The sequence below is a fragment of the Devosia sp. J2-20 genome (assembly GCF_055808475.1).
Genome location: NZ_CM147870.1, coordinates 2,564,680 through 2,590,576 on the forward strand (window position 1 = coordinate 2,564,680; position 25,897 = coordinate 2,590,576).

A 25,897-nucleotide genomic window follows, 5' to 3' on the forward strand; every position below is an offset into this window, starting at 1 on the left:
TTTCGTTGTAAGCAGATTGTCCGAAGCAATATTTAATGGCGGACCAGTATTGGGGAAATACAGTCGCTTATCTGCATTTAAGCTCGTCAAATGCGCACAGCGTTACCAATATCCTACCCATGCATATATTTGCACGGACGCCGGAAAATTACAGCATGTCAGACTACATGCCGCTCAGGCCGCATCGCGCCGGAGCGTTTCGAGTTGCTCGCGATCGAGCGGACCGGCACCAAGATCATCGGCCCTGGCAGCGATTGCCGAATAGCCCAGTGCCAGCGCGGCGCCCTTGAGCGTATGCAGGGCACTCTTGAGCGCGAATTCATCGCTCTGGCCGAGTGCGACAATGGCGCGGTCAACCAAGTGCACGGCATCGGTCTTGAACTGCACCTCAAGCTGCCTGAAGCTGTCGGGACCCAGTTCTTCGATCAGGGTTTTCTGGTAGTCCTGATCGATATCGCTGGGGGTCAGATCGAGCGGGCGGTTCTCTAGCTGGTGCAGCAATGGCGACAGGGTGGCCTCGAGCTTGGCGCGGGTTACCGGCTTGGCGATGAAATCGTCCATGCCCACGCGGGCGCAGGCCTGCCGGTCCTCGGTCATCGCATTGGCGGTCAGCCCGACAATGGGCACGTTGAACCCCAGAGCACGGGCATGACTGGTCGCGGTGACGCCGTCGAGCACGGGCATCTGCATGTCCATCAGCACCAGATCCAGGCCACCCATGGCGATCGCATCAATGGCCTCTTCGCCATTATGGGCGTAGACCGGCTGCAGCCCCATCTTTTTGACCAGAGCCCCGGCAACCTGACGGTTGATGGCATTGTCATCGACAATCAGCACCCGCCCGGTTCTGGCGGCCGGCTCGCGTCGGCTCGGTGACAGGCCCGGCAGGGTTTCCAGCGGCATGGCGGCCAGATCCGGTTGCTGCTCGTGCGCCTCGACGGCCGAAACGGGCAGCGTGAACCAGAAATTGCTGCCATGGCCGGGCGTGCTGTCGACGCCGATCTGGCCGCCGACAGCCTCGACCAGCCCCCGACAGATCGCCAGTCCAAGCCCGGAGCCGCCGTGCACGCGGGTGCTGGAGCTATCGAGCTGGCTGAACTGCTTGAACAGGTGGCGCACATCGCCTGCTGCAATGCCCGGTCCGGTGTCCTCCACCCGACAGCGCAGCACGCCGTCGGCGATCGTGGCAACGATGCTGACCGCACCATGCTCGGTAAATTTGAGGGCATTGCCAACCAGATTGACCAGCACCTGGCGCAGCTTCGCCGGATCAGCGGTGAGGGTGACATCGGGATAGGAAAAGCTGAACTGCAGCTGCGCGGCCTTTGCCCGAGGCGCCATCATGTTGCGCACAAATTCCATCACCTCGGCCAGCGCGAAGTGCTGGGGCTGTGACTGGATGGCACCAGCCTCAAGCTTGGAGAAGTCGAGCACGTCATTGATCAGGTCGAGCAGCATGTCACCGGACTGGCGGATCACGCCCACCTGCTCGGCCTGCTCGGTATCAAGCGGGGTGTCGGCCAGCACGTCGGCCATGCCGATAATGCCGTTGAGCGGAGTGCGGATTTCGTGGCTCATCGTGGTCAGAAAGATGGATTTGGCTTCGCTGGCCGCCCGCGCGGCGCGGGCCGCCCGTGCGTTCTTCTGGCTGAGCAGTTCGACCTCGCGACCATTGCGCGAAAGATGCGCCAGTTGCAGCGCCAGCATGACGACAGTCAGGATCAACCCTATGGTGAGCGCTGCCATTGCCAAGCCGATATGAACATAGGCCTGCATGGTCGCTTCGCGCTCGTTGACGCGGATTTCTCCCACTGCAGCATTGGCCGCGACGATCAAGTTGCCTGTGGCGCTGCGCAATTCGGTCGCGGCGGCGATTATCGCATCAATACGGGTCGCCAACTGCTCTGGATTGGTGGCCAGAGCATCCAGTTCAGGGGTAAGAGCGAGCACCTGATCGCTTACTGCGCGCGCGCTGTCGCCGACGTCAGACCCGGCACCAAAGACTACTGCATAACTACCGCCGCCCAGCAGGCCAATACGGCTATAGAGCAGGTCGAACCGCAGCAGCAGCTCATCCACGGTGCTGTCGACCTTGGCATGCATGGCCGCTTCAATGAGACGTGAGGTTTCGCGATCGACCTGATAGGCGGCCCACACGGCGTCCTCGCGCACACTTTGCGCCTGCGCATTCTGGCGCTCATCAATGCCGAAAACGAGCCAGATCACCGATGCCAGCATGATCGCGCTGGCCACGGTGAGCACAATGATGCTCCACCCGATCCGCCGCGTCACTTTGCGCCGAAGTTTTATCGCCTTGCCAGCCATGCCTATTTCACCGCGATCGAGGTGACCTGCCAGACGGAGCGACCAAAGATGACTTCGTTGTAAAGTTCTTCGTCCTGGTCGAAGGGGTAGATGACAAAGGACGGCCCCTTGTCACGCACCGATAGCGGCTGCCCGTCAATCTGGTTGGCAAGTATGATGCGGTAGTTCTCGAAATCCGCGAAGGGGATATCAGCCGAATAGTCGTTCAGCGCCGTGACGGTCACGGTGGTGCCGCTGGCGCCGACCAGTTCGAGCAAGGCCAGGGCTTCTGGCCCGGTAAAGCTCTGCGCGGTGTCATACCAGGGCGTGGTGGCGGTTGTGGTATGCTGCGGCAATGCATCAAGCATGGCGCGATCAAACTCGGCGCGGCCAGTTGCATTGGTGTAAGCGATGTTGCCGGTGACGGTCAGCAACACCGGCCCTTGAGGCGTTTGCAGCGGCACAGCCTGGGAAGGCACCGCAGCGAACGCGACAAAGGCAATGGCGAGGGTGGTGAGACGGGTGTGCATGGGCTGTTCTCAGGCTGCGGTCTGAAGCTTGGCGGCAGCCGTGAGCGGCGCGATCCGCCCCCAGGCGCGCTCGAAGGCGGCTACGCAGTTGGGATCAAACTGGCTACCTGCGCACCGATTGATTTCGGCGCGCGCCTGGTTGACCGACCAAGCCTTCTTGTAAGGGCGCTCGCTGCATAGCGCGTCAAACACGTCGGCGACTGCAGTGATACGCGCGGCCAGGGGAATCGCGTCGCCGGCAAGACCATTGGGGTAGCCTTTGCCGTCCCACCGTTCATGGTGGCCCAGCGCTACAATGGCGGCCATCTGGACCAGATCTGAACTGCCACCAGAGAGAATTTCTGCACCGATCGCCGCATGGGTGCGCATGATGTCGAACTCTTCATCGGTCAGCCGGCCTGGCTTGTTGAGAATAGCGTCGGGCACACCAATCTTGCCGACATCGTGCAGTGGCGCAGCCAGAGCCAGCGTGCGGGCAAAGGCTTCGCTCTGCTGCATTTCTTCTGCGATGAACTGCGAAATCTGGGCGACGCGCTCAATATGCTGACCGGTCTCCCCGTCGCGAAACTCGATGGCGCGCGCCAGCCGGAACACCACTTCCTCTTCCCGCTCCTGCAAATGGCGCGTGGCGCGGTCCACCCGCACCTGCAGGTCTTCGCTGCGCTTGGCGAGCGCATTCTGGGCCTGACGCAAATCCAGCAGGTTTGTCACCCGGGCCCGCAATTCAAACGGATCGACCGGCTTGGTCAGGAAGTCAGTAGCGCCAGCTGCAATGGCCTGCAGCCGCAGGGCACGATCGCGGTCCGCAGTGATCATGACCACGGGCACATGGGTGTGCATCGCCGTTGCACGCATCTCCTGGATCAGCTCCAGCCCATTCATGCCCGGCATGAGGTAGTCGACGATGACCAGGTCCCACACGGATTCGGACAGTGCTGCCAGGGCGTCCAGCGAGTCCGCAAAACCGGTGCACTGAACATGCTCCAGCCGACCGACCAGCTGGCAGATAACGGCGAGGTTGGAGCTGTTGTCTTCAACGACCATTACGCGCATCTTGGATCTCCTAGTGAGACCCTGCATAATAAATTCCGTTGCGGAATTCATTCTGTTAAGGCGCGTAGGCTTTCCCGTTTATTACTGAACAGACGTCACAATGTATCATCGCCCTGCGCCATTGCAGGACGATGAACGCTTGAAAACAACTGATGTCAGGTCTTTACCTAAGCTAGGCCCCAGCGGTCAGAGCGCTTCGACAACATCGGACAGCATCTGTCGGACCTGCCCTGCAACCGACTGCAACTGCGCGTTCTCGATGGCGCTCATGGATGCAACGGGGTCAATCGCACTGACTTCAACGCCGCCATTGTCCAGTTCGCGGACGATAACATTGCAGGGCAACATGGCCCCGACCCGAGGCTCCAATTTGAGCGCCTCAAAAGCCATCTTCGGATTGCAGGCACCAAGGATCACATAGCCCGGAATGGTCTCGTCAAGCTTGGCCTTCATGGTCTTCTGCACGTCGATCTCCGTGAGCACACCAAAGCCCTTATCGGCAAGCGCCGCCCTGGTGCGATCGATCGCGGCCTCGAACGTGGTATCGGCAAGGGTCTTGTTAAAGGTGTACATATCGATCTCCAGCATTTGAACGGCAAAGGGGATTGGGGCGTTCTGCGTCTGAATCGCCACGAAGGAAACGCCTCAGGAACACGCACGTTCCGACAAAAGCCGGTCCATCCCGTACCGCTACAATATGCCGTTTTACTCAAACGCAATTGAGGCAGGTCAAATTGCGCAGCCACGGGCCTCTGGTTTTTTCTCCGGGGTCGCCGCTATTGTGCGTTCTGCGGCAGGCCATCGGCGATTTCGTAATAGTCACCCTTGTCGGCCACGAAGATGTGCAGGGCCAGCTTGGTGCCGGTCGGGCCGTCAAACGCCCCCATCATGATGCCGATCCAGTCGAGGTGGACCGGATCGAAGAACAGCGAGGATCCACACACAGCACAAAAGCCGCGCCGCACCTTGTCCGATGATTTGAACTAGGTGATCTTGTCGTCGCCCGTCACGGTTAGCGATGATCGTGGCACATCGACACCGGCTTCGTAGTGTCCGGTGTGTTTGCGGCACATGGTGCAGTGACAGGCAGATGCCTCGGGCAAGTCGCCCGCAACGCTGAACTGCACGGCGCCACACAGGCAGGATCCCGAATGCATGATCGTCCCCCTTCAGACAAGAATGGGCGGAGATTGAACCGTTTTGCGCCGGTGAACTAGCCCATCCACGCCAGAGAACTGATGGCCAGAACGCCAAAGCCGATCAGCACCAATCCGGACAGTCGTGCGACCCAGCCTGCAAAACCGGCCGGCAGACGCTGGTGGGCCAGCGCCACGCCGCCGCTGAGCAGGGCCCACCAGCACAGCGAGCCGAGGAAGATACCGGCAACGACCATGACGGCGCCGCCGTCCCGCGCATCATTGGCCAGTCCCAGCCCGGCAAAGATGGCGGTAAACGAGACAATGGTCAGTGGACTGGTCAGCGTGAGCATGAAGGTCGCCAACAGGGTGCCCAGCAGGTCCCCGGCGCCAATACGGGCCGCCTTTGGTGCCGGTTTGGGCCTCATGCTCCGCCAGCCCAGCCAGATCATGAACATCCCGCCCACCAGCCGCATGGGGCCGTCGACATGGCTCAGCAGCGCCGCAAAAGCGGCAAAACCCAGCGCAGCCAGCGTGGCATAGAGTGCGTCGGCCAAAGCGGTGCCCAGCCCGCCAACCATGCCAGCCCAGAAACCGCGCTCGAGCGTGCGATTGATGCACAACGCGCCAATTGGACCCAGCGGCGCGGCGATAGCCAGGCCCAGTATGAAGCTTTTGATGAACAGGGCTGGGTCCATGGCGGTGCTAGACTGCCACCATGCCAAGGACACCCAGCACCCCGCCGCTCACGGCCAGCGCCAGCACCACCACCCATGGGGGTGCCTTCCAGGCGACCAGCAATACAAAGCCTGCGACGGCCAGAGCAAAGTCGATCGGTCCCAGCACGGCGCTGGTGAAAACGGGATTGTAGAGTGCGACGCCCAGAATACCGACCACGGCAGCATTGGCGCCCCGCATCCCGGCTTGTGCAAGCGGACGCGTGCGCACTGTGTTCCAGAAGGGCAGCACGCCGACCAGCAGCAAAAAACCCGGCGCGAAGATCGCAAGCAGTGCAATCAGGCCGCCGCCAATACCATTAGGCATGGGGGTTGGGCAGCGCCCAGATAGGCAGCGAAGGTGAAGAGCGGACCGGGCACGGCCTGGGTCGCGCCATAGCCGGCAGTAAAGCTGTCGGCGGTCAGCCAGCCCCGCGCCACCGTCTCGGCTTCGAGCAGCGGCAGCACAACATGGCCGCCGCCAAACACCAGGGATCCGGCACGATAAAAGGCGTCAATCATCCCCATGGCGTGGTTATCGGCCATGCCGGCCAGAACAGGCAGCCCCAGCAGCAACACGGCGAACAGAACAAGGGCAGTGAAGCCGGTCTGGCGACTGACGGGGAAATGAACCGGCGATGAGCCGGGAATCGGCAGATCACGACATAGCCAGAGCCCGCCGATCACACCCAGCACAATAGCCAGCACCTGCCCCAGCGCGCCGGGTACAAGCACCATGACGGCAATCGCCAATACGGCGATGCTGGCGCGGATACGGTCTGGTGTCAGCGATCGGGCCATGCCCCATACGGCCTGGGCCACCACCGCGACTGCCACGAGCTTGAGCCCATGCAGCACGCCCTGAGCGATAGCGCCATCAAGCGCATTTGCGGCCATGGCAAAGGCGATCAGCAATGCTGCCGATGGCAGGGTGAAGCCGGCCCATGCCGCGAGAGCGCCCATGGGCCCTGCCCGCCACAGGCCCAGCGCGAAGCCGACCTGGCTGGAAGCCGGCCCGGGCAGGAACTGGCACAGCGCCACCAGATCGGCATAGGCGGCGTCATCGAGCCATTTGCGCCGCAAGACCAGTTCGTCGCGAAAATAGCCCAGATGGGCAATCGGGCCGCCGAAGGCGGTTACGCCGAGCTTGAGAAAGGCGGCAAAGACTTCGCCCGGCGATCCGGCGGGTTTGACGGGTGAGGTATCCAAGGCGGGCTCCGGAATGGCAGGCGCTACTTCTGCAGCACGATCTCGGTGTCGCCCCTATTTTGGAAGCGTGACGGTATCACGACACTACCCTTGCCGCGTCCCGAGGTGCCATCGCCGCAGAAATCATGGCGGTTGGCGCGGGTCACATAGACCGACATCTGCCGCAGCGCCTCATCCACCGTCAGCGACTGCTCATGGGGTGTCTCCACCAGCAGGCTGTCCAGCGCGAAGTCATAGCTGTCATAGCGATAGTTCAGGGCCCGCACGAACCAGGCGATATAGGCGTCGTTCTCATATTTGCGGGCAGCGACGTCGCCAGAGGCACTTGCAGGCAGGTCGGCGCGCAGGCTGGCCAGGGCGGCAGCGCGCTGCTGATCAACCGCGATCACCGCGCAGATGGCGGCAAAGGTAGTTGGCAGAGTCTGATTGTCGATCGAAACATTGGCGCCGACCGTGCTGTAGCGGGTGCGCGAGGACTGGTAGGCCGTCTTGCGCAGATAATCGTAATAGCGATCGGTCTGGTAATAGGTGTCTTTGGGCGGGATGATCCGCGTGCGCTGCAGTTCGACCGAGGTGTCGAACAGCCAGTCCTTGGCATGGGGCGCGATCAGGAACCGCCAGACGCGATCGTGCATCTCGGTTTCCTGGTCGGTCTTGTTGAAGCCGGACACGGGCTCTTTGCGCATGCCGGCAATGACGTTGCCGGCCGCAGGCATGGCGGTGTCATGCGTGAAGCTGGGCTGCGCGCGGCCGAAATCGCCGACAGGTCGCGCGATGCAGCCAGCCAGCAGGCCGGTCAGCGCGACAATCGTAATCAGGCGCAAGCTTGTGCGAACGCGGTCAACCACGCTTTCGTTTTGGCCGAGGGTCGAGAGACTTCTTAGGTAGAGACGGCGTCCCGCGTTCATAACGCACCCCGGTAAAAATCAGGATCTGGGCGTCGACAGGTTTTCTGGTTCCCGTATCAAGCGACTTCCGTCGCCCATCGAATTTGACGAGCTTTCCCAAGCTGCCCTCCATCTGAACTCGCTCCCCCTTTCCCTGAGGACAGCGTCTCGTGTTGCAAATCGGCCAGCACGACGCCCCTCGTGCTTCCGAAACCCATTAAGAGATCGTCAAGGTTAACAGTCTGCTAACGAATTGGCGGCAAAGGTGGGTACACATCGAATGTGATGCGATTCCGAAGTGACGGTTCTTATAAAATGCTTGGTTTCCAGCCCTACGAGACGTTTCAACTGCTGATCGAGACCGGCGGCATTGACCGAACGAACACGCTTTTGATTGCGGCGTGTGACGCCTATACGCGGCGCGGCAAGGCGACTGCTCCCGAAATGGAACAGTTTGAAGCGCTGGCCAGCCGCCTGTTCCCGATTGCCGGGCCGCAGGCCAAGGCAAAGGGTGCTGCCATTCTGGGTCGTGCCGAGGTTCTCTCGCCAGCGCTGGAGCGTCTGGTGGTCGAGAATATCGGCGAAGACCTCAACACATTCCTCAATGGCGCCAAGGAGTTGTCCGAGCAGACCATGCTCAGCATCGTGTCGCGCTATGACGTGCCGGGCGCTGCAACCATTGCCGCCCGCCCCGATCTTTCAAATGTGGTGCTGGCCAAGCTGTTCCAGATGAACTCGCGCAAGGTCTACCGCGCGCTGGCCTCCAACACCCATATCGTCCCCCGGGGCGCCTATCTCAGCGCCCTGGCCCGTTCGGCGCAGATGGACCACATGGTCGCTGAGTCGCTGGCCAAACGGTCCGACTTCGACGCGGCCCTGCTGGCCCCGGCCTTCTTTGATCTCTCCGACACCGATCGTCTCAAGGTCATTCAGGCCTTCGCCCATCGCGAAACCCCTGTTGCCCCGATCAAGAAGACCATCGAACAGCTGACCGTTGCCAATGCCGAGCTGACCAAGGCACTGATGAAGCTGTTCTCCGAGAACCGCCGCCCCGAGGTCACCAAGCTGCTCAGCCAGATTACCGGTCTGGATGAAGTGCGTTGCGGGCAGATCGCCCATGACGTTACCGGCTCTGCCCTGTTCGTGATCCTGCGGGCCTTTGGCTGCAGCGCCTATGACGGGCTCAAGGTGCTGATCCACGCGACCAGCCACGACAATGATCGCTCGCGTGCGCTGGCTGATTTTGCCACCATGTTCGGCAATGTCACACCGGATGCAATGGCTTATCTGATGAGCGCCTGGCGTGGCGAAGTGAACCTGCTCGAACTGGCCAAGCCAGAATACAAGCCGTTCACCGAGACCAGCCGCCGCACGCCATCTAGCCTTGCACCAGCGCATAATCCTGTGGTGGAACAGGCCATCGAGGCCCTGGCCCGCATCGGCATCAAGCGTGCCAGCTAGGCGCGGCTCGGAAACAGGACATGTGGGTTATTTGACGACATCGATGCCCACATCGTCACCCCGCAAGTCCAGACTGAGCACCCAGAGATCGGGATCGAAATCGACTTCGCGGGCGATGCGATCGCGCACGTCTGCAGCCGAACTACGATGGAAACGCTGCTGGAACACCAGAGCCGCGCTGCCATCAGTGCGACTGACCATGGGCGCGGGTGTATAAAGTGAGACCGTGCCGTCGAGATGGTCAACTTCAATAAAGACCTGGCCGGCGATCGGATCACCGCGCCGGGAAACCACGCACATATTGCCCAGATCATTGTGCCGCCGCACGAACACACCGCACCAAATATCGCTGCGGAGCGTACTCACCTAGATGGAAGCGCCGGCGCTGCGCAGCAGGCTCACGAGGTCAGGCTTTACCTCACCGGTGAGCTTGTAGCTGTGGAAATTCTCGAACTCACGGATCGCGCGGGCTGTTGAGTCACCGGGCTGACCATCGATGGAGCCATGATAAAAGCCAAGGCTGGCGAGGCCGCGCTGGATCTGGCTGACCAATTGCTGATCATTGGCTGGCGCACCAGTGCTTACACCAGCCACCTGCTGCGGCGCAGGGGTGGCCGGGGCAGCAATCGGGGCCGCCATGGGTTCAAGCGAGGCCACCTGCACAGGCTTGGGCATGGGTTGGGCGGAACTGCCCAGCGCGACGGCCGGACGCGGACTGGTGCCTTGCGCGGCAGGCGTGCCACCAACTGCCGCAACAATGGAATCAATGGTCTGCGCGGCAGCATTGCCGACGGTATCAACAGCATTGTCGACTGGCGTCAGGGTTGGCAGGCGGGCGATCACCTTCACCTGCTCAACTGGCTGGGTCGGTGCCGGCTGAACGGGCTGGGCGACGGCCTGCTGCACGGGTTCAGGGCGGGTGGCGACCGGCGCCGGACGCGGCGCGATCTGAGCGGCCTGCTGGGTCACGGGAACTCGGCCTGCTGCGTCGGCTCCCAGGATTGCCTCCACGACGGCGGGCGTCAGCGCGCCTGTGGGCTCAAGCCCGTTGCGCTCTTCAAACGACCGGATCGCATTGGCTGTCATTGGCCCGTAAAAGCCATCGACCTTACCGTTGAACAGGCCAAGCTCGGTCAGTTTCTTCTGGACGGCAAAGGCTTCTCGATTGCCAACAGGCGCTTCTGGAATGCGCTGGGTCGGCGCTGCAACGCTGCCTGTGGTGTCATTGGCTGGCAAGGGCGCGACAACAGCCAGACGCTCGGCCGGCGCTGGAGCGGGCTCAGGCGCGCTAACGGGGTCCACAATTGCGGTCTGCCCGCTTTGGGCCGGCGCAAAGAACGGCGCAGGATGGTGGCCGGGCTGGAAATAGAGCGCATTGCTGCCCGCCAGTGCGGTCAGGGTCACCAGCGCCATCAGACCGGTCGATGCCAGCGGCGCCTTCATATAGTGCGACAGGGCCCATAGGCCTGCGCGACCCAGCGAGGCCGCGACAGCGCTTCCTGCAGCCAGCGGCAGGTGAGTCAGAGTGGATGCTGTCATTGCGCTTTTCTTTTTCGTCTTGCCATGGGGTGCTGCGTTCGGCGGCTTGTTCTCTGTGGAGTGGGGTGATGGTGGCAGTCTCTGCGGTGTTTATTGCTGGACCGTTTATGGGAAGCAAGACAGTCACTGTTGTCCCCGCTCCGATCTCGGACATGGCACGCAGGGTGCCTTCATGCAGTTCGACCAGTCCCTTGACGATCGACAGCCCCAACCCGGTACCTTCGTATGGCCGGGAAAGGCCGCCCTGCGCCTGGAAGAAGGCTTCTCCAACACGGGCAAGCGACTCAGGGGCCATGCCGACACCTTGATCGATCACGGACATGTTCAAACTTTGGCCCTGCCGCTTCATGTTGACGACAACCGTGCTGCCGGGATGGCTGAACTTGATGGCATTGGACATCAGGTTGAGCAGGATCTGGCGGCAGGCGCGCTCATCGGCATTGAGGGTCGGCATATTGTCTTCGACATTGCTGACAAGGCGGACGTCGCGTTCCTGGGCCAAAGCCTCGACCATGTTAAAGCACGGCTCGATGATGTTCTGCAGTTCAAAGGGTTCGCTCTGCAGCTCGAACTTGCCAGCCTCGATGCGCGACATGTCGAGGAGCATGCGGACAACCTCGAGCAGATGCTTGCCACTCTGATGGATCAATCCGGCATATTCGCTGTGGGTCGGCGACAACTCACCCCCAATGCCTGTGCTCATCATTTCGGAGAAGCCGACAATGGCATTGAGCGGTGTACGCAGCTCGTGTCCCATGGTGGCCAGGAAGCGCGATTTGGCGCTGGACGCTTCCTCGGCGGCCCGGTGGGCCTCGATCATGGCCGCTTCGTTGTCCTTGCGTGCGGTGATGTCACGGAACAGCGCGATGACTTCATGGCGCACACCGGTATTGTCCGGATCAAGGACCGGGGACAGGCTGATCTCGACCCAGACGAAGCGGGGTACGGTCGGCGAGGAATGCGGATCGTCCTGACGCATCCGCACTTCGATCAACCGGGTCTCCCCGCCCTGATTGGCATCGGCGAAGGCGGTCAGATAGGCAGGCCGATCCATCACATGCATGCGCGCGCCGAGGCCGCTACCCGTCAGCTCAAAGCGACGGCAACCAAACAGCGTTTCGGACGAACGCGACGCCAGCAGCACTTCGCCATTGCTGGAAAAACGGATGACTGCATCCTGAACATGCTCGATCAGGTGACGATAGGCGGTGACCTGGGCCTTGTCGTAGACTTCAAATGCCCCGTTGATGCGGTTGGCAGTGTGGATGACCACGCTGACGCTGACGGCCAGGGTAATGCCCGATGCCAGCGTGAGAATGCCTGACGGCATGAACGGGGTCGGCACGCCAATGATGGCGGTTACGGCGCCCAGCGCAACAATGGCCGTTGCCATGATCCAGCTATGCTGGCGCAATCTGGTGTGGCCGAGCAGCGCGGCCAGCACGGGGCCCATCAGCGCGACGGCCATGCCGATATCGGCAAATCGATTATCGGCCAGGGTCAGCAGCAGCCCCAGACCAAGCAAGGTATAGACCTGGCCGGCAACGGCCTGCTGAAACAGCTGGCGCTGATGCAAAGCCAGTGTCGTCATGCCGCTCGCCAGCGCCACTGCCGCCAGGATGAAGGGCAGGACGGTGCCGGTGACCAGCCAGTAAATGGCCAGCGGCATGACCAGAGCGCTGGTGACGATCGCAATTCGGGAATTGTTGGCCAGCGTCTTGCGACGCAGCACTTCGGGCCGGTTGCCGGACCCGGCGACGGCCAGGGGCATCTCTTTGCTTGCGACAAAAGAGAAGAGGCTACGCATATACACAATACTCACTATCACGACGCCAGCGGTGACGGTGCCGAGGCACCCCGGGTCAGACATTTACGCGTCCCACCCGGCCCGGATGAACTCCGGGTCTTGTTGAGCCCACACTGGCGGCCAAGAGCTAAGGCGAGCTTAAATCTCGGGCCACCAATGGCTTGGCGATGGGTCCAGAGGGGCCTTTCTGGGGTTAGCGTAAACAAGGTGTTTCGCTTGCTGCCAAACTGCGTGGCAATTGCCTCAAATTTTATCGAATTGCCCCAGTCCGGCTTAAGAGGCGGGGCGTAGCTTGGTTTGTGCAGGGTCATACAAGCCCTGCGAAAACTATGGATTACCAGATGTTTGTCGTCGTTCGTTCCGTTTTTTGGCTTGCCGTCGCCTATATGGTGATCCGCCCCGGCGTTGATCTGCCCGATGGCAATGCCGTCGCCGCGCAAGCCATGGCGGCCGGTTCTCAAGTGGTGAGCGAACAGATCAATCGCATCGAATGCACAGATATCACATGCGCTGGTGGCAAGGCCGTGTTTGCCGCAGCGCTGCAGTCTTCCCCGTCAGTCGGTCTTCCCATGCATGTGATGCCGACAAGCAGTCTGGCCCCCATTCCCCGGCCCCGGCCGGACTGGGCGGGTTAAGCGGCGCCACTACGGCGCCCTGCGGTACCCCAGGGTTCGTGTCTCTTCCCCAAGTGACGCACTCCAACGACCCTGGCCCTGCCCCAAGCACGCTGCCCCGTGCTTGGGGCTTTTTCTTTAGATGTGCGATGATGCCGCCGCGTTGTCGCTTGCGAGCGCTGCGCCGGCCCCCTAGATAGGGGGCATGAGTGAGCCAGCAGCCTTCCAGGATATCGCCGAGAACCTGTCCTTCCTTGACGACTGGGAGGATCGCTACCGCTATCTGATCGAGTTGGGGCAGGCCTTGCCCAAGCTCAGCGACGCAGAAAAGTCCGATGAGAACCGGGTGCATGGCTGCGTATCGCAGGTCTGGCTATCGGCAGAGACCGAAACGCAGGACGGGCAGACCGTGCTGCGCTATCGCGGCGAGAGTGACGCGATGATCGTTCAGGGGCTGGTCGCCATTCTCCTGGCGCTCTATTCAGGGCGCCCTGCCGGCGACATCGCGGACACCGATGCCATTGCCATCTTTGACAAGCTGGGCCTGCGCGAACACCTGACGGCACAGCGTTCCAACGGGCTGGTGGCAATGGTCAATCGTATCCGGTCTGAGGGGGCCGCCCTGCGCTAGGCGGCTGCCGGCGTAACCGGACCAGCGGGCGGCTTGTTGCGGCTCGCGAACCGCTTGCTGACAAAGCGCAGCAGCGGCAGCTCACCCCATTGGTAGAGCATCCAGCCGGCCGTTGTACCGCCGATGATCGAAACCGCCGCTACCAAATAGTCCGCGAACATATCTGCAGGGTCCAGCAGCTTGAAGGCGATGCCCGACAGGATCGCCACCTCATATATGTGCACCAGATAGATGGAATAAGAAGCATCGCCAATGCGTTCGAACAGGGCGATGCGTGGCATGACTGGCTCAAGCCGCACCAAAAGAAGCACTAGCGCCGTCGCGAAAATCAGGAAGCCGATAAAGGCGTAGCCATCCTCGACAATCTCGGCGCCCCAGGCGAATCCCTCAATCATCGCGATCAGACCAACAATGGCAGCTGCGTAGATCGCGTTTCGCGAGAGTTGGCTGATCTTGCCGCGCATGGTTGCCAAGCCCACCCAGGCGCCAGCACAGAAGGCCAGCGGCATGTAGCTGGTGTAGAATTGAGGAATGGCCGACTGCGGCTCAAAGACAAGCCCCATCAGCGCCAGTGCGGAAAATGCGATGGTGAGGCAAACCACCCGCGCGCCCGCGCCCAGAAAGGCCAGCAGGGCGAAGCTGACATAGAAGAACATCTCATAGTTGAGTGTCCAGCCGAGCTTGTAGAGCGGATGAATGCCGCCACTGACCGGATTGTAGAAGGGTATGAACAGCAGGGACAATACCAACTGGGTGCCGTCATAGACCGTCGTCTTGAATATCTGAGGCGCGTAAAGCGCCAGCGCAGCAGCCAGCAGGGTGGCGATCCAGTACATTGGAACGACGCGGATGAAGCGACGCCGGAGGAATTCGGCGGCTGAAAACCGCCCTTCCCCGGTCACCACAACCATGATGAATCCCGAGATCACGAAGAACAGAATGACCCCGAGCCACCCCAGGCGGCTAAAGCCGAGATTGTGCTCGACCAGCGGGTACAAAAGGGCGTGCGATGCCAGGACAAGTATCGCCGCCAGTCCGCGCAGGTATTGGATCGAGAAGAATTTGTGGCCCATGAATTTCGGTTATCACGCAATTTGTATGACCAATCATTACCAATCATTACGTAGTTAAGAACAGTCTTCCGCGATAATCGGCAGACGTTCGCTGCGCCAGGTTCGGGCAGACAGGTGTTCCGGGCCGGCCGCTTGTTCGAGCAGCCCCAGTTGTGCGGCTAGTTGGCTAAGGCCGATGCGCAATACCAGCTTGGCGCTGCGTCGTGGCCAGTGGCGCTCGGTTTCGACGGCCTGCAGGCCCTTGCCCAACCCGCACACATCAAACAGAACGCCCCAGCAATCGGGCGGCAGTTGCGCGGCCAGACGATTCAGACGCTGTCGCGCGTGACTGGCGCTATCGGCAATATCCCCGGCGGTTCCACCCGACTTGCTGCCCACCCGGGCCGGGTCATAGGACATGGTCAGTCTTGGCGCGAGCTGGGCGCGCCGGATCAAACGCTCAAGGCGCTGCGCTGCCTGCACGTGGTGTGGCCCCAAAAAAGCCTGCCCATCATTGTCGCGACTGGCGGCCAGTCGATCCACTGCGGTCTGATCAGTGGGCATGAAGGGTCCCCGCGTCCAGCTGTGCCTCGAGCTGGCGCTCAAGCCCACTGACGTCCTCGTCGAAGCCTGGGTCGTCACGCAGATCTTCAATGACCGCACAGGCATACGAAACGGTGGTCCGATCGCGGCCAAACGCATCGCCGATTTCACGCAAGGTGCACCCCAGAATGACGTGGGAGAGGTACATGGCCAATTGCCGGGCCCGGGCCGTTCCCATGCGGCAGCGCGAACGGTGGGTCAGCAGGCGAACAGGGATGCGTTTTTCGCGCGCAATCAACGCGATAGCCGCGTCGCATGCGCCGGTGTTGATTGACGGCGCGGACAGGGCTGGAATGGCTTGGGTAGATAGAAAGGACTGAAACATCGGCTGGCCTCGTCAATATGCAGGAATTTATTCCTAGATACTGACATTTGGCAAGCAGGGCGGGGATAAGTCGCACAACAGCGCGCGACCATGTCCCACAAATTCAAACGGCCGCCCCGTGGGGCGACCGTTTGAAGCGTCGTTCTCGCCGGGGCCCGACCGCAGCTTGGGATGCGGATAATTGAGCGCGACGTCTCTTTGCGTGAGTGGCGAAATTCGCCTTAGGCAGCCTTGCGGCCCAGACCGTTGTCCTTGGCCAGCTTGGATCGGGTTGCCGAGTAGCTGGGGGCAACCATTGGGTAATCAGCTGGCAGGCCCCACTTCTCGCGGTATTCTTCGGGCGAGAGATTGTAGTGGGTACGAAGATGGCGCTTCAGCGATTTGAACTTCTTGCCGTCTTCGAGACAGATGATGTAGTCAGCCGCAACAGATTTGCGCACGGGTACAGCTGGCTTGAGCTCTTCGACAGGAAGCGGGGCTTCATTTGTCGAGAGTGTGCGCAGTGCGCCATGAACTTCCGCGATCAGCTTGGGCAGATCACTTGGGCTCAAAGCATTGTGGCTCACATAGGCAGAGACGATCTCGGTGCTGAGCTCGATCAAGTCTTGCTCGTAACCGGGCGTCGCGCCGGTGGTGTCACTCATATTTCAACCTTCCGATTTTTTATTGGGCCGTGAATTCACACTCACAGCCACCTTAGACTACTAGGGCTGTTTATTGGCCACTGCAACCCGATTTACCGTCGTTAGCATGTAACGACCCGCGAATGTTATGCAGGAGGATTCTGGCTACTTTCAGACGGAAACTCGTCTACCACCATGATTTCTGCGCGATGCTCATCGCCCCGGTGATAGACACGCGCCAGAAGGTGCGCGGCAACCGGGGTGGTCAGCAGCAGAAAACCAGTGCCCAATATGGCGCGCAGGGCCACGGCGCCATCAAAGCTTATCAGGGCAACAGCAAGCAGGATCATGCCGCCGCCAACGGCGCCAGCCTTTGATGCGGCGTGCATGCGCGTGTACAGATCGGGCAGTCGCAAGACACCAACAGCGCCCAGCAAAGCAAATGCCGCGCCCACCAGCAAGAACGCGCAACCCAGATAGGTGGCCAGATTGGCGATCATGAGCGGCTCTCCTGATCGCGTAATCTTGATAGCATGTAGCGGGCGAAAGCGACCGTCGCCAGGAAGCCGAGCAGCGCCAGGCTGATCGCGATATCGAGATAAAGGGTCAGGCCGGTACGGATGGCGATAGCGCCAACGAAGCCCATGGCCACCACGGTCAACAGATCAAGCGCCAGAACGCGATCTGCCAGCGTCGGCCCGATGACGACGCGGATCACCGCAATCCCCATGGCGATGGTCAGCATGATCAAGGCAATCATGGTGCTTAGCGAGACGATTTCGGCTGTGCTCATATGAACACCTCCTTAATCTTGGTTTCAAAGCCACGGGCGATCTCGGCGATCAGGGCATCGCGATCGCTGAGATGAAGGACGTGAACATAGAGCACGCTGCGATCCTCAGCGACATCGACACTCAGTGTACCCGGGGTCAACGTAATCATATTGGCCAGCAAAGTAATTTCAGCATCGGACTTTACCGATAGCGGAAATGCGATGATAGCCGGGCGCAGCGCCGACTTGATATCGGGTGTGAGCACGATGATGGCAACCCGCACCGCACTGACCATGAGCTCCCAGAGAAACAGCAGGGCCAGCGAGATGACCCGCTTGAGGCGCAGCAAGACGCGCGGTGACGCGAACCAGTTGCGCAGCATCAGGGCGGTCAAGGCACCGATACCCGCGCCCAGCAGCAGATTGAGTGCGGTAAAATTGCCGGTGATGGCAGCCCAGACCAAGGCAAGGCTGACGATCATCATTGCCAGGTTCATGGTGTGATCTCCGCAAGACCGAAGGCATCACTATAGCGTGCCGGGTCTACCATATCGGCAGCACCAATACCCACAGCCTCAAACATCGGGTTGGGCCACAGCCCTGCGGCAATGATCAGCACGGCCAGCGCCCCGGTGGCGAGGTAGTGCAGACGGTTCGGCGCCTCGGTGGGTGGTGCCTCGGGCGTAAAGTCCGCGCGCCAGAACATATGAGCCCAAAGTCGCGAGCCAGCGATGATGGTCAGCACGGCATTGACCAGCAGGGCCAGCACCAGAATGCCGCCCACGACGCTGCCCTCGGCAAGGCCAGCCTGGATCAGCACCAGTTTGGGCCAGAAGCCGAGCAGCGGCGGCACGCCAGCGGCTGCCAATACCAGAACAAGGAACAGCACCGAGAGCGGCGCGCTGGTGGCGTATAGCCCGCCCATCCGCCTGGTGTCCGATTCTCCGGTCTGCTTTTCGATCAGCCCGGCGACCAGATAGAGCGCTGTCATGGTGAGCATGGCGTGGAAGATATAGAGCCCTGCCCCGCTCACGCCGGCCAGCGATGGCATGGCGATACCAGCCAGAACAGCGCCAATGCCGCCGATGACAATGAAGCCAATCGATCTGCGCAGATTGGTTTCAGCAATCGCGCCGAGCGGCGCCACCAGCAGCGTCGCGACAGCAATGACCACTAGTACCGGCTCAAGCACGGCGTGGGTGCTGGGTAACAGCACCACCAGCGTGCGCAGCAAGGCATAGATGCCAACCTTGGTCAGCAGGCCGGCCATAAGGGCCGACACTGCTGCTGGTGGCGCGTGATAGGAGGCAGGCAACCACGTATTGACCGGGAAGGCTGCCGCTTTCATGCCAAAGGCCAGCAGCATCAGCGCGGCAACGCCGACCATTGCAGCGGGGTTGGCGAACGGCGCCACGCGCATGATGTCCGCCATGTTGAGCGTGCCCAACAGGCCGTACAGCAGTCCCAGCGAGAGCAGGAAAATGGTGGTGGCCAGGAAGTTGAGGAAGCCGTATTTGACCGCGCCATCGAGCTGGATCGGACGACCGCCAATCACGAGCAGACCGAACGAGGAGATCAGCATCACCTCGAACCAGACATAGAGGTTGAACAGGTCGCCGGTCAGGAACGAGCCGGTCACACCGGCCAGCAGCAGCAGCACCAGGGCGTAAAAACCATCGCCGGCCGAACCCGGGGGCCGATCCGCCTCGGCATAGATCAGGACGATCAGCGTGACCACGGCCGCGGCGAGGGCAAAGCTGGCGCCGAACACGTCAGCGGTAAAGCTGATGCCGAAGGGCGGCAGCCACTTGCCCATGGTCATGCTGAGGGGGCCGAACTCGACCACACGTAATAACAGGCTGACTTCACAAGCAATGATGCCCACTGTGATGGCCAGCGCCAGAACAAAACCGGGACCGGCGGACCTGCGCAGGATCAACAGCAGGGCAGCGCCCATCAGGGCCAGCGCCATAGGCAAAACGATCACCCAGTCAGCGGTCTGGGTAACGGTCTCGATCATCGCTGACGGCACGTTTTCTGCGGCCATCTCAGTAACTCAATGGAGGGTTGGGCGTGTTCTCGGGTTCGGTCACACGCATGGTGTCAGTATTGTCAGCATCGAGCGCCTGATAGGCGCGATAAGCCAGCACCAGCAGGAAGCTGAACATGGCGAAGCCGATAACGATAGCTGTCAGGATAAGCGCCTGAGGCAAGGGGTTGGCGATGGGGCCAGCTGGATGCTTCATTCCCTTGGGGACAATCGGGGCAATTTCCAGTGTCAGGCGGCCGGCAGTGAAAATCAGCAGGTTCACGCCATTGCCCAGCACCACTACGCCCAAGAGCATGCGGATCAGCGAGCGCGAGAGCAGCATATAGACACCCAGCGCCACGAAACACCCGACGAGAGCGGCGATTACAAAATCCATCAGAGCTCCTCCCCGTCTTCGCTTTCAAGCGCCAGTGCCACGGAAGCCAGGGTGCCAAAGACCACCAGATAGACGCCGATATCAAAGATCAGCGGGGTCGAGAACGGTACCACGGAGCCACCAATATCAAGATAGAGCCAGATGCTGGTCATGAACGGGTTGCCGTTGAAGATGGACAACATGCCCGACAGCCCGGCGATCAGCACGCCGAAACCGGCAATGCTGAGGGGATCAAAGCGCAGGGCACGCCGTGCGTCGGCTGCACTCGACGCCATGCCGAGAACCGCAATCGCGGAGGCCGCGATCAGCCCGCCAATAAAGCCGCCGCCTGGTTCGTTATGGCCGCGCAGGCAGACATAGACCGAGAACACCAGCATGGTGGAAACGATCATGGGGGCGATGGTGCGGAAGATGACCGTGTTCATGACTCAGCCCTCTTGCGGCGCGTGGTCGGTGTCTTGGTCGGCGCAGCTGGCGCTTTGGCGGGGGCTGCCGGGGTCGTCGCTGCAGCGGTCTTGGCCGCGCCCGTTTTTGTGGCGCGCGTTCTGGTCGAAGCTGGCTTGGCCGCGGCGGCCTTTGGCTTTGTCGTGGCTTTTGCCGTGGTTGTAGCCCGCGGGGTTGCAGCCGCTTTGGCGCGCGTGCTCTTGGGCTTGATCTTGGGCACGACAGGATTGGGCGGCAGTGGCGCAGCAACGGGGACCGGCTTTTTACGACTGCGCAGCAACACCATGATGGAGATGCCGGCGGCCATCAGCACCGAAATTTCGCCCAGCGTATCAAAGCCACGGTAATCGACCAGAATGACGTTGACGATATTGGCACCATGCGCGATCGGCACGCTGGTCGCGATGAAGAAATCGGACAGTCGCGTGTCGAGCGTTCCCGAGAGCACCACCATGAGGAGCAGGCTGACGCCAACGCCGCAGACGACGGCCAATGTGCCATCACGCGCCAGATCCTCGAACGGCCGGTGATCGCGTTCATCGAGATTGAGCCGGGTCATCACCAGCGCAAGGATCACCACCGAGAGGATTTCAACCATGAGCTGGGTGAAGGCCAGGTCGGGCGCACCAAACAGCAGGAAGATCAGCGCGACGGCTGTGCCCTGCACGCCCAGCGCGAGAATGGAATAAAGCCGGTTGGGCGCAGCAACGATGGCGCCCAGGCCCAGCAGGGCCAGACCGACCACACCCCATTCATAGGGCGACAGATTGGGCCAACTCAGCTTGGTACCCCAACTACCCAGCTCGGCGGTCGGTAACAGCGCGTTGACGGCGCCAAGACCAAACAGCGGCACCATGAGGGCCAGCGCCAGCATGGCGAACACCGTGACCAGATAAAGCTCGAGGCGACCATGATGCAGCAGGCGCGTTACCGCACCGGCAAAGCGGATCAGTCCGAACATGACGATGTCGAACACCGTATCGGCTGTCCAGCCCAGCGCGGCATCAAAGCGGCGCAGCAGGGTGCGGATGGTAGCCGCATTGCGATAGGCAAGCACTGCCAGGACCCAAGTGGCAACCGAGAGCCAGACCACTGGCTTGGTCAGGTCGATGTTCCAGGTCAGATGGCTTTTGACTGGCTCGTGCAGAATGGCGGTTGCGGCCGGCTCCAGAACCGTATGGCCGAACCAGTCCAGCAACAGGGCAAAGGCAATGCCGGTTACCCCGAGAATGACCGGCCCGGCAAGCAGGCCGAGCGGAGCTTCATGCGCGGATTTGGGCGTCGGCATGGCGGGGCCGAGAAACGGCTTGATCGCAACCAGTGCGCCGACAGCGGCCAGCAACGCATTGCCAGAGATCAGTACGGCCAGCACAGCCAGATCCTGCCACTGGGGCGAGAGCAGGTAGAGATACATCTCTTCCTTGGCAAAGAAGGCGATGGTGGGTGGCAGGCCGAACATGGACAGCCCGGCCAGCATGGCCGCCACGAAGGTGATAGGCATCTTGCCCGAGAGCCCGCCCAGCGCAGTGATATCGCGGGTGCCGGCCTCGTGGTCGATCGCACCGACCACCATGAACAGGCCAGCCTTGTACAGAGCGTGGGCGACAAAATAGATCACCATGCCGGCAATGGCAGTCTCGGTGCCCAGACCGATCAGCAGCACCAGAAGGCCCAGCGAGGCAATGGTTGATTGCGCCAGCATCTGCTTGAGATCGGTCTGCTTGAGCGAACCAAGCGCGCCCCACAGCAGGGTCACACCACCAAAGCACACCAGAATCGTGGTCCAGGCGGTCGTGTGTCCGAGCCAGGGCGTGGTGCGCGCCAGCAGATAGACACCGGCCTGCACCATGGTTGCCGAGTGCAGGAACGCCGACACCGGGGTCGGCGCCTCCATGGCATTGGGTAGCCAGAAGTGCAGCGGAAACTGCGCCGACTTGGTGAAGGCGGCGATCAGGAAGAAGGCCAGCACCAGACCATAGAGCGAATGCCCCTGCAGCCCGCCTTCGAGCCCGCGCAGTTCGCTGAGCTCCCAGGTGCCGGTCAGCTGCTGCACCAAAATAACGCCCGCCAGCAGGGCCATGCCGCCAATATTGGTGATGACCAGTGCCTGGATGGCGCCGCGACGGGCCGCCGCTCGCACCGCGTCAAAGCCGATCAGCAGGAAGGAGGTGACTGCCGTCAGCTCCCAGAACACGAACAGGCCGAGCATGTTGTCGGCCAGAACCAGGCCAAGCATGGCGCCCATGAAGGCCATCAGAAAGGCGAGAAACCGCCCCAGATGCTGATGTCCCTGCAGGTAGGCACCCGAATAGATGATGATCAGCGCGCCGATTCCCGAAATCGTCAGCGCAAACGTCAGACTCAACCCGTCGACAAAGAACGACAGGTCCAGTCCATAGGCGGGGACCCAGCCAATGCGCGCAGAGATCGAACCGGTGGCGAGGACAGGCTCGATCAGGCTCAGCAAAAAGACAAATATGGCACCGGGAACAAGCGCTAAAATCCAACCCGACAGGGGTTTAGTGAAGCGATGCAGCAGTGGCGCCAGCGCAGCCGCAACAAATGGCGCAATCGCCACCAGTGCAATGCTCGCGTCAATGTTTGGCCCCAACTGAGAAACTCCATAGTCTATCGGGCCTTGCGGCCGCTTTGTTGTGTGGTGACCTTAACCATTGAGCCGGGGGCGACAAGCCTAATCCGTTCGTCTGCGACGAAGTGTCGGCATCAGTTGGGGAAATCGCAGTGCTGGCAATCAGGCCAGCGCCGCCCTATGTCTGAAGGCCACACCCAAAGCGCCAGAGCCAATTGCGGTTCTGCCACCGCCTCCAAGTCCGGACCTGCCATGACCAAGACCACGCCGCCTGTTGCCGCCCGCAAATCCCACGTCGTGACGTTTCACAATATCGAGCGCGACGACCCCTATCACTGGCTGCGGGCGCCCAATTGGCAAGAGGTGATGCAGAAGCCCGAAACGCTGGATCCCGAGATCCGCAGCTATCTCGACGCCGAGAACGCCTATTTCGACGATGCATTTGGCACTCGCACGAGCAAGCTGCAGGATACCATCTACAAGGAAATCCGCGGCCGCATCAAAGAAGACGACAGCGGCATTCCGACCCCGGACGGCCCTTTCGCCTATAATTCGCGCATGCTTGAGGGCAAGCAATACCCCCAGATCGTACGCACTGCCCGCGATGGCGGTCCCGAGAGCGTGCTGCTGGACTGCAATATTGAAGCTGGCGACGGCTATTTCGGCTTTGCTGGCGCCGAGCATGATCGCTCGCACAGATTCCTCGCTTGGGCAGCAGACCGGGCGGGTTCCGAATATTATGACATTGTCATCCGGGATCTCGAGACCGGGGCAGACAGCGCCGAGGTGATCACCAATACCGCCGGCTCCTATGTCTGGAGCAATGATAGCGGCTCCATCTATTACACCGAATATGACGACAATCATCGGCCCTACCGGGTGCGTCTGCATGTGATCGGGACCGATCAGGCCAATGACCCGATCATCTTTGAAGAAAAGGACCCCGGATTCTTTGTCGGTGTCGGTCGGACCCTGAGCGACAAGTTCATTGTCATCGACGCCCATGACCACCAGACCTCTGAATGCTGGCTGATCGACGCCGAGACCGGTGGCGCGCCGCAGCTGGTTGCCCCGCGCCTCACCGACCGGGAATATGACGTCGATGAGCGTGATGGCCTGCTCTATATCCGCACCAATGCTGACGGCGCCGAGGACTACAAGATCGTCACCGCGCCGATCGATAATCCGGGCGCGGACAACTGGACCGATCTGGTAGCACACAGCCAGGGCGTGCTGATCCTCGATACCGTGCTGATCAAGAACCACATGCTGCGGCTGGAACGCTTTGAAGGCCTGCCGCGCATTGTGGTGCGCGACCTGCGCAATGGCCGGGAAGAGAGCGTCAAGTTCGACGAGGAGGCTTACGCACTGGGTATGTCGGTCGGCTATGAGTTCGACACCTCGGTGTTCCGGCTGACCTATTCCTCGCCCACCACACCATCGCGCACGTTCGATGTGGATCTGGAAACCGGCACACGCACCCTGCTCAAGGAGCAGGAAGTGCCCTCCGGTCACAATCCGGATCATTACGAAACCCGCCGCCTGTTCGCCACTGCACCCGATGGCGAGCAGGTCCCGGTCACCGTGCTTTATCGCAAGGGCACCAAGCTCGACGGTTCAGCCCCGGCCCTGCTTTATGGCTATGGCGCCTATGGCATGTCGATGCCAGCTGCGTTTTCCATCTCGGCGCTGTCGCTGGTGGATCGCGGCTTTGTCCATGCCACCGCTCACATTCGCGGCGGTATGGAAAAGGGCTATCGCTGGTATGTGCAGGGTCGCCGCGAACACAAGACCAACACCTTCACCGATTTCATCGCCGCTGGCGAGATGCTGATCGAAAAGGGCTACACCAGCAGAGGTCGCATCGTGGCACAGGGCGGCTCGGCGGGCGGCATGCTGATGGGCGCCATTGCAAATCTGGCCCCTGAGCTGTGGGGCGGCATTCTGGCTCAAGTGCCCTTTGTCGACGTGCTCAACACCATGCTCGACGAGACCTTGCCGCTGACACCACCAGAATGGCCGGAGTGGGGTAATCCGCTGGCTTCGCCCGAAGACTATGCCCGGATCGCGGCCTATGCACCCTATGAGCAGGTGACCGCCAAGGACTACCCACCGATATTTGCACTGGCTGGCCTGACTGACCCGCGTGTTACCTATTGGGAGCCCGCGAAATGGGTTGCCAAACTACGGGCAACCAAGACAGGGTCCGCACCATTGTACCTCAAGACCAATATGGGTGCGGGCCATGGCGGCGCCTCCGGGCGCTTCGACCGGCTCAAGGAAACGGCAATGTGCTACGCCTTTGCGCTGAACGCCGTTGGTTTGGAAGGATCATTCACTTCCAACTAATTGTTGCCGTTATCAAAACGCCCTATACCAAGCTTACTTCCCTCAGCGTCTTTCCAAATGGAGGCCTTTATGACGACCAAGTTCACGCTGCCGCCCCTGCCCTACGCTTATGACGCGCTCGGCCCCTACATGTCGGCTGAAACGCTTGAGTACCATCACGACAAGCACCATCAGGCCTATGTCACCAATGGTGAGAAGCTGCTCGAGGGTTCGGGTCTGGAAATCCTGCCGCTGGAAGACATCGTCAAGGAAGCCCACGGCAAGAATGCCGGCCTGTTCAACAATGCTGGCCAGCACTACAACCATGTTCACTTCTGGAACTGGATGAAGCCCAATGGCGGCGGGAACAAGCTGCCAGGCAAGCTGCAGGCAGCCATCGACTCAGATCTGGGTGGCTTCGACAAGTTCCGTGCTGACTTTATCGCTGCTGGCACCACCCAGTTCGGTTCGGGCTGGGCTTGGCTGTCGCTCAAGGATGGCAAGCTGGAAGTCTCCAAGACTGCCAATGGCGAGTCGCCCTTGATTCACGGCGCGCACCCGCTGCTGGGTGTCGATGTGTGGGAGCATTCCTATTACATCGACTACCGCAATGCCCGTCCGAAGTACCTTGAAGCCTGGTTCGACAACCTGGTGAACTGGGAACACGTCGAGCTGATGTTCGAAGAAGCCAATTAAGCGGCTGTTTCCACAAGCATTAGAGCCCGTCAGCGCCCCGCGCTGGCGGGCTTTTTCATGCGGTTTCCCACACGTTTCCCCCGCTGATTTACTGCTTTGCAAACAGCGCCCTTCAATGCTCCACCCGAGCGTGGTAACGCTTTGTTTACTA

At 61.0% G+C, this 25,897-nt stretch carries 25 protein-coding genes and 2 pseudogenes; 5 read left to right on the plus strand and 22 right to left on the minus strand.

Annotated features, from left to right (window positions below; translation table 11 throughout):
* Nucleotides 1-174: 174 nt before the first annotated feature.
* From AC0L37_RS12520 to AC0L37_RS12555, 8 genes and pseudogenes are all read right to left on the minus strand, one after another.
* On the minus strand, nucleotides 175-2,262 hold the full coding sequence (locus AC0L37_RS12520) for an ATP-binding protein (protein ID WP_282220946.1): 2,088 nt from the start codon (nucleotides 2,260-2,262) through the stop codon (nucleotides 175-177).
* Between the two features lie 65 nt (nucleotides 2,263-2,327).
* Complete coding sequence (locus AC0L37_RS12525; protein WP_282220945.1) at nucleotides 2,328-2,834, minus strand: putative pterin-binding protein; 507 nt, start codon at nucleotides 2,832-2,834, stop codon at nucleotides 2,328-2,330.
* Nucleotides 2,835-2,843: 9 nt separating this feature from the next.
* On the minus strand, nucleotides 2,844-3,887 hold the full coding sequence (locus AC0L37_RS12530) for an HD domain-containing phosphohydrolase (RefSeq protein ID WP_282220944.1): 1,044 nt from the start codon (nucleotides 3,885-3,887) through the stop codon (nucleotides 2,844-2,846).
* 186 nt (nucleotides 3,888-4,073) lie between these two features.
* Entirely contained in the window at nucleotides 4,074-4,475 is a 402-nt protein-coding gene (locus AC0L37_RS12535) for a DUF302 domain-containing protein (RefSeq protein ID WP_435905277.1), read from the minus strand.
* A 188-nt stretch (nucleotides 4,476-4,663) separates the two neighbouring features.
* Nucleotides 4,664-5,044, minus strand: a pseudogene (locus AC0L37_RS12540) (GFA family protein).
* A 56-nt stretch (nucleotides 5,045-5,100) separates the two neighbouring features.
* The gene (locus AC0L37_RS12545; protein WP_282220943.1) at nucleotides 5,101-5,721 is read right to left on the minus strand and encodes a LysE family translocator; all 621 of its coding nucleotides are present in this window, start codon (nucleotides 5,719-5,721) and stop codon (nucleotides 5,101-5,103) included.
* A 7-nt stretch (nucleotides 5,722-5,728) separates the two neighbouring features.
* Nucleotides 5,729-6,963 (minus strand): annotated as a pseudogene (gene chrA / locus AC0L37_RS12550) (chromate efflux transporter).
* Nucleotides 6,964-6,971: 8 nt separating this feature from the next.
* Nucleotides 6,972-7,772 (minus strand): hypothetical protein, encoded by an 801-nt coding sequence (locus tag AC0L37_RS12555; RefSeq protein WP_473313033.1) that lies wholly within the window; start codon nucleotides 7,770-7,772, stop codon nucleotides 6,972-6,974.
* 378 nt (nucleotides 7,773-8,150) lie between these two features.
* Between AC0L37_RS12555 and AC0L37_RS12560 the strand changes: the two genes are divergently transcribed.
* Nucleotides 8,151-9,296, plus strand: coding sequence for a DUF2336 domain-containing protein (locus AC0L37_RS12560; RefSeq protein WP_212658639.1), 1,146 nt, complete (start codon nucleotides 8,151-8,153; stop codon nucleotides 9,294-9,296).
* A 27-nt stretch (nucleotides 9,297-9,323) separates the two neighbouring features.
* On the opposite strand, the gene AC0L37_RS12565 is transcribed toward AC0L37_RS12560, so the two are convergent.
* Genes AC0L37_RS12565 through AC0L37_RS12575 form a run of 3 tightly spaced genes read right to left on the minus strand, consistent with a single transcriptional unit; the run spans nucleotide 9,324 to nucleotide 12,606 of the window.
* Nucleotides 9,324-9,662: a DUF1491 family protein gene (locus AC0L37_RS12565; protein WP_282220942.1), complete on the minus strand. Its 339-nt coding sequence runs from the start codon at nucleotides 9,660-9,662 to the stop codon at nucleotides 9,324-9,326.
* The gene (locus tag AC0L37_RS12570) at nucleotides 9,663-10,700 is read right to left on the minus strand and encodes a peptidoglycan-binding domain-containing protein (protein WP_282222980.1); all 1,038 of its coding nucleotides are present in this window, start codon (nucleotides 10,698-10,700) and stop codon (nucleotides 9,663-9,665) included. It abuts the gene before it with no gap.
* The gene (locus AC0L37_RS12575; RefSeq protein ID WP_282220941.1) at nucleotides 10,585-12,606 is read right to left on the minus strand and encodes a PAS domain-containing sensor histidine kinase; all 2,022 of its coding nucleotides are present in this window, start codon (nucleotides 12,604-12,606) and stop codon (nucleotides 10,585-10,587) included. The genes AC0L37_RS12570 and AC0L37_RS12575 overlap by 116 nt, the downstream gene beginning before the upstream one ends.
* A 377-nt stretch (nucleotides 12,607-12,983) precedes the next feature.
* Here AC0L37_RS12575 and AC0L37_RS12580 point away from each other — a divergent pair, with 377 nt between their 5' ends.
* Nucleotides 12,984-13,277 (plus strand): hypothetical protein, encoded by a 294-nt coding sequence (locus tag AC0L37_RS12580; RefSeq protein ID WP_212658643.1) that lies wholly within the window; start codon nucleotides 12,984-12,986, stop codon nucleotides 13,275-13,277.
* A gap of 184 nt (nucleotides 13,278-13,461) precedes the next feature.
* Nucleotides 13,462-13,887, plus strand: coding sequence for a SufE family protein (locus AC0L37_RS12585; protein ID WP_282220940.1), 426 nt, complete (start codon nucleotides 13,462-13,464; stop codon nucleotides 13,885-13,887).
* On the opposite strand, the gene AC0L37_RS12590 is transcribed toward AC0L37_RS12585, so the two are convergent.
* From AC0L37_RS12590 to mbhE, 11 genes are all read right to left on the minus strand, one after another.
* On the minus strand, nucleotides 13,884-14,960 hold the full coding sequence (locus AC0L37_RS12590) for an acyltransferase family protein (RefSeq protein ID WP_282220939.1): 1,077 nt from the start codon (nucleotides 14,958-14,960) through the stop codon (nucleotides 13,884-13,886). The two genes, AC0L37_RS12585 and AC0L37_RS12590, sit on opposite strands and share 4 nt — an antisense overlap.
* 54 nt (nucleotides 14,961-15,014) lie before the next feature.
* On the minus strand, nucleotides 15,015-15,503 hold the full coding sequence (locus tag AC0L37_RS12595) for a DUF6456 domain-containing protein (RefSeq protein ID WP_282220938.1): 489 nt from the start codon (nucleotides 15,501-15,503) through the stop codon (nucleotides 15,015-15,017).
* On the minus strand, nucleotides 15,493-15,867 hold the full coding sequence (locus AC0L37_RS12600; protein WP_282220937.1) for a helix-turn-helix domain-containing protein: 375 nt from the start codon (nucleotides 15,865-15,867) through the stop codon (nucleotides 15,493-15,495). The genes AC0L37_RS12595 and AC0L37_RS12600 overlap by 11 nt, the downstream gene beginning before the upstream one ends.
* 221 nt (nucleotides 15,868-16,088) lie before the next feature.
* A complete protein-coding gene (locus tag AC0L37_RS12605; protein WP_212658647.1) occupies nucleotides 16,089-16,511 on the minus strand; it encodes a Ros/MucR family transcriptional regulator in 423 nt (140 codons plus the stop codon).
* A 125-nt stretch (nucleotides 16,512-16,636) separates the two neighbouring features.
* Nucleotides 16,637-16,990 carry a monovalent cation/H(+) antiporter subunit G gene (gene mnhG, locus AC0L37_RS12610; RefSeq protein WP_212658648.1) on the minus strand — a complete coding sequence of 118 codons (354 nt, stop codon included), beginning with the start codon at nucleotides 16,988-16,990 and terminating at the stop codon, nucleotides 16,637-16,639.
* The gene (locus AC0L37_RS12615; RefSeq protein ID WP_282220936.1) at nucleotides 16,987-17,283 is read right to left on the minus strand and encodes a cation:proton antiporter; all 297 of its coding nucleotides are present in this window, start codon (nucleotides 17,281-17,283) and stop codon (nucleotides 16,987-16,989) included. The genes mnhG and AC0L37_RS12615 overlap by 4 nt, the downstream gene beginning before the upstream one ends.
* Nucleotides 17,280-17,759, minus strand: a complete 480-nt coding sequence (locus AC0L37_RS12620) for a Na+/H+ antiporter subunit E (RefSeq protein WP_212658650.1) — start codon at nucleotides 17,757-17,759, stop codon at nucleotides 17,280-17,282. The genes AC0L37_RS12615 and AC0L37_RS12620 overlap by 4 nt, the downstream gene beginning before the upstream one ends.
* Complete coding sequence (locus AC0L37_RS12625) at nucleotides 17,756-19,309, minus strand: proton-conducting transporter transmembrane domain-containing protein (protein WP_269368294.1); 1,554 nt, start codon at nucleotides 19,307-19,309, stop codon at nucleotides 17,756-17,758. The genes AC0L37_RS12620 and AC0L37_RS12625 overlap by 4 nt, the downstream gene beginning before the upstream one ends.
* 1 nt (nucleotide 19,310) lies before the next feature.
* Entirely contained in the window at nucleotides 19,311-19,688 is a 378-nt protein-coding gene (locus tag AC0L37_RS12630; protein WP_282220935.1) for a Na+/H+ antiporter subunit C, read from the minus strand.
* Entirely contained in the window at nucleotides 19,688-20,113 is a 426-nt protein-coding gene (locus AC0L37_RS12635) for an MnhB domain-containing protein (protein ID WP_212658653.1), read from the minus strand. Before AC0L37_RS12635 ends, AC0L37_RS12630 begins: the two co-directional genes overlap by 1 nt.
* Nucleotides 20,110-22,743, minus strand: a complete 2,634-nt coding sequence (mbhE, locus tag AC0L37_RS12640; protein WP_282220934.1) for a hydrogen gas-evolving membrane-bound hydrogenase subunit E — start codon at nucleotides 22,741-22,743, stop codon at nucleotides 20,110-20,112. The genes AC0L37_RS12635 and mbhE overlap by 4 nt, the downstream gene beginning before the upstream one ends.
* Nucleotides 22,744-22,974: 231 nt before the next feature.
* On the opposite strand from mbhE, the gene AC0L37_RS12645 reads away from it, so the two are divergent.
* Both AC0L37_RS12645 and AC0L37_RS12650 read left to right on the plus strand, forming a co-directional pair.
* The gene (locus AC0L37_RS12645; protein ID WP_282220933.1) at nucleotides 22,975-25,071 is read left to right on the plus strand and encodes a S9 family peptidase; all 2,097 of its coding nucleotides are present in this window, start codon (nucleotides 22,975-22,977) and stop codon (nucleotides 25,069-25,071) included.
* Between the two features lie 69 nt (nucleotides 25,072-25,140).
* Nucleotides 25,141-25,746 (plus strand): superoxide dismutase, encoded by a 606-nt coding sequence (locus AC0L37_RS12650; protein WP_212658655.1) that lies wholly within the window; start codon nucleotides 25,141-25,143, stop codon nucleotides 25,744-25,746.
* The last annotated feature ends 151 nt before the right edge of the window (nucleotides 25,747-25,897 follow it).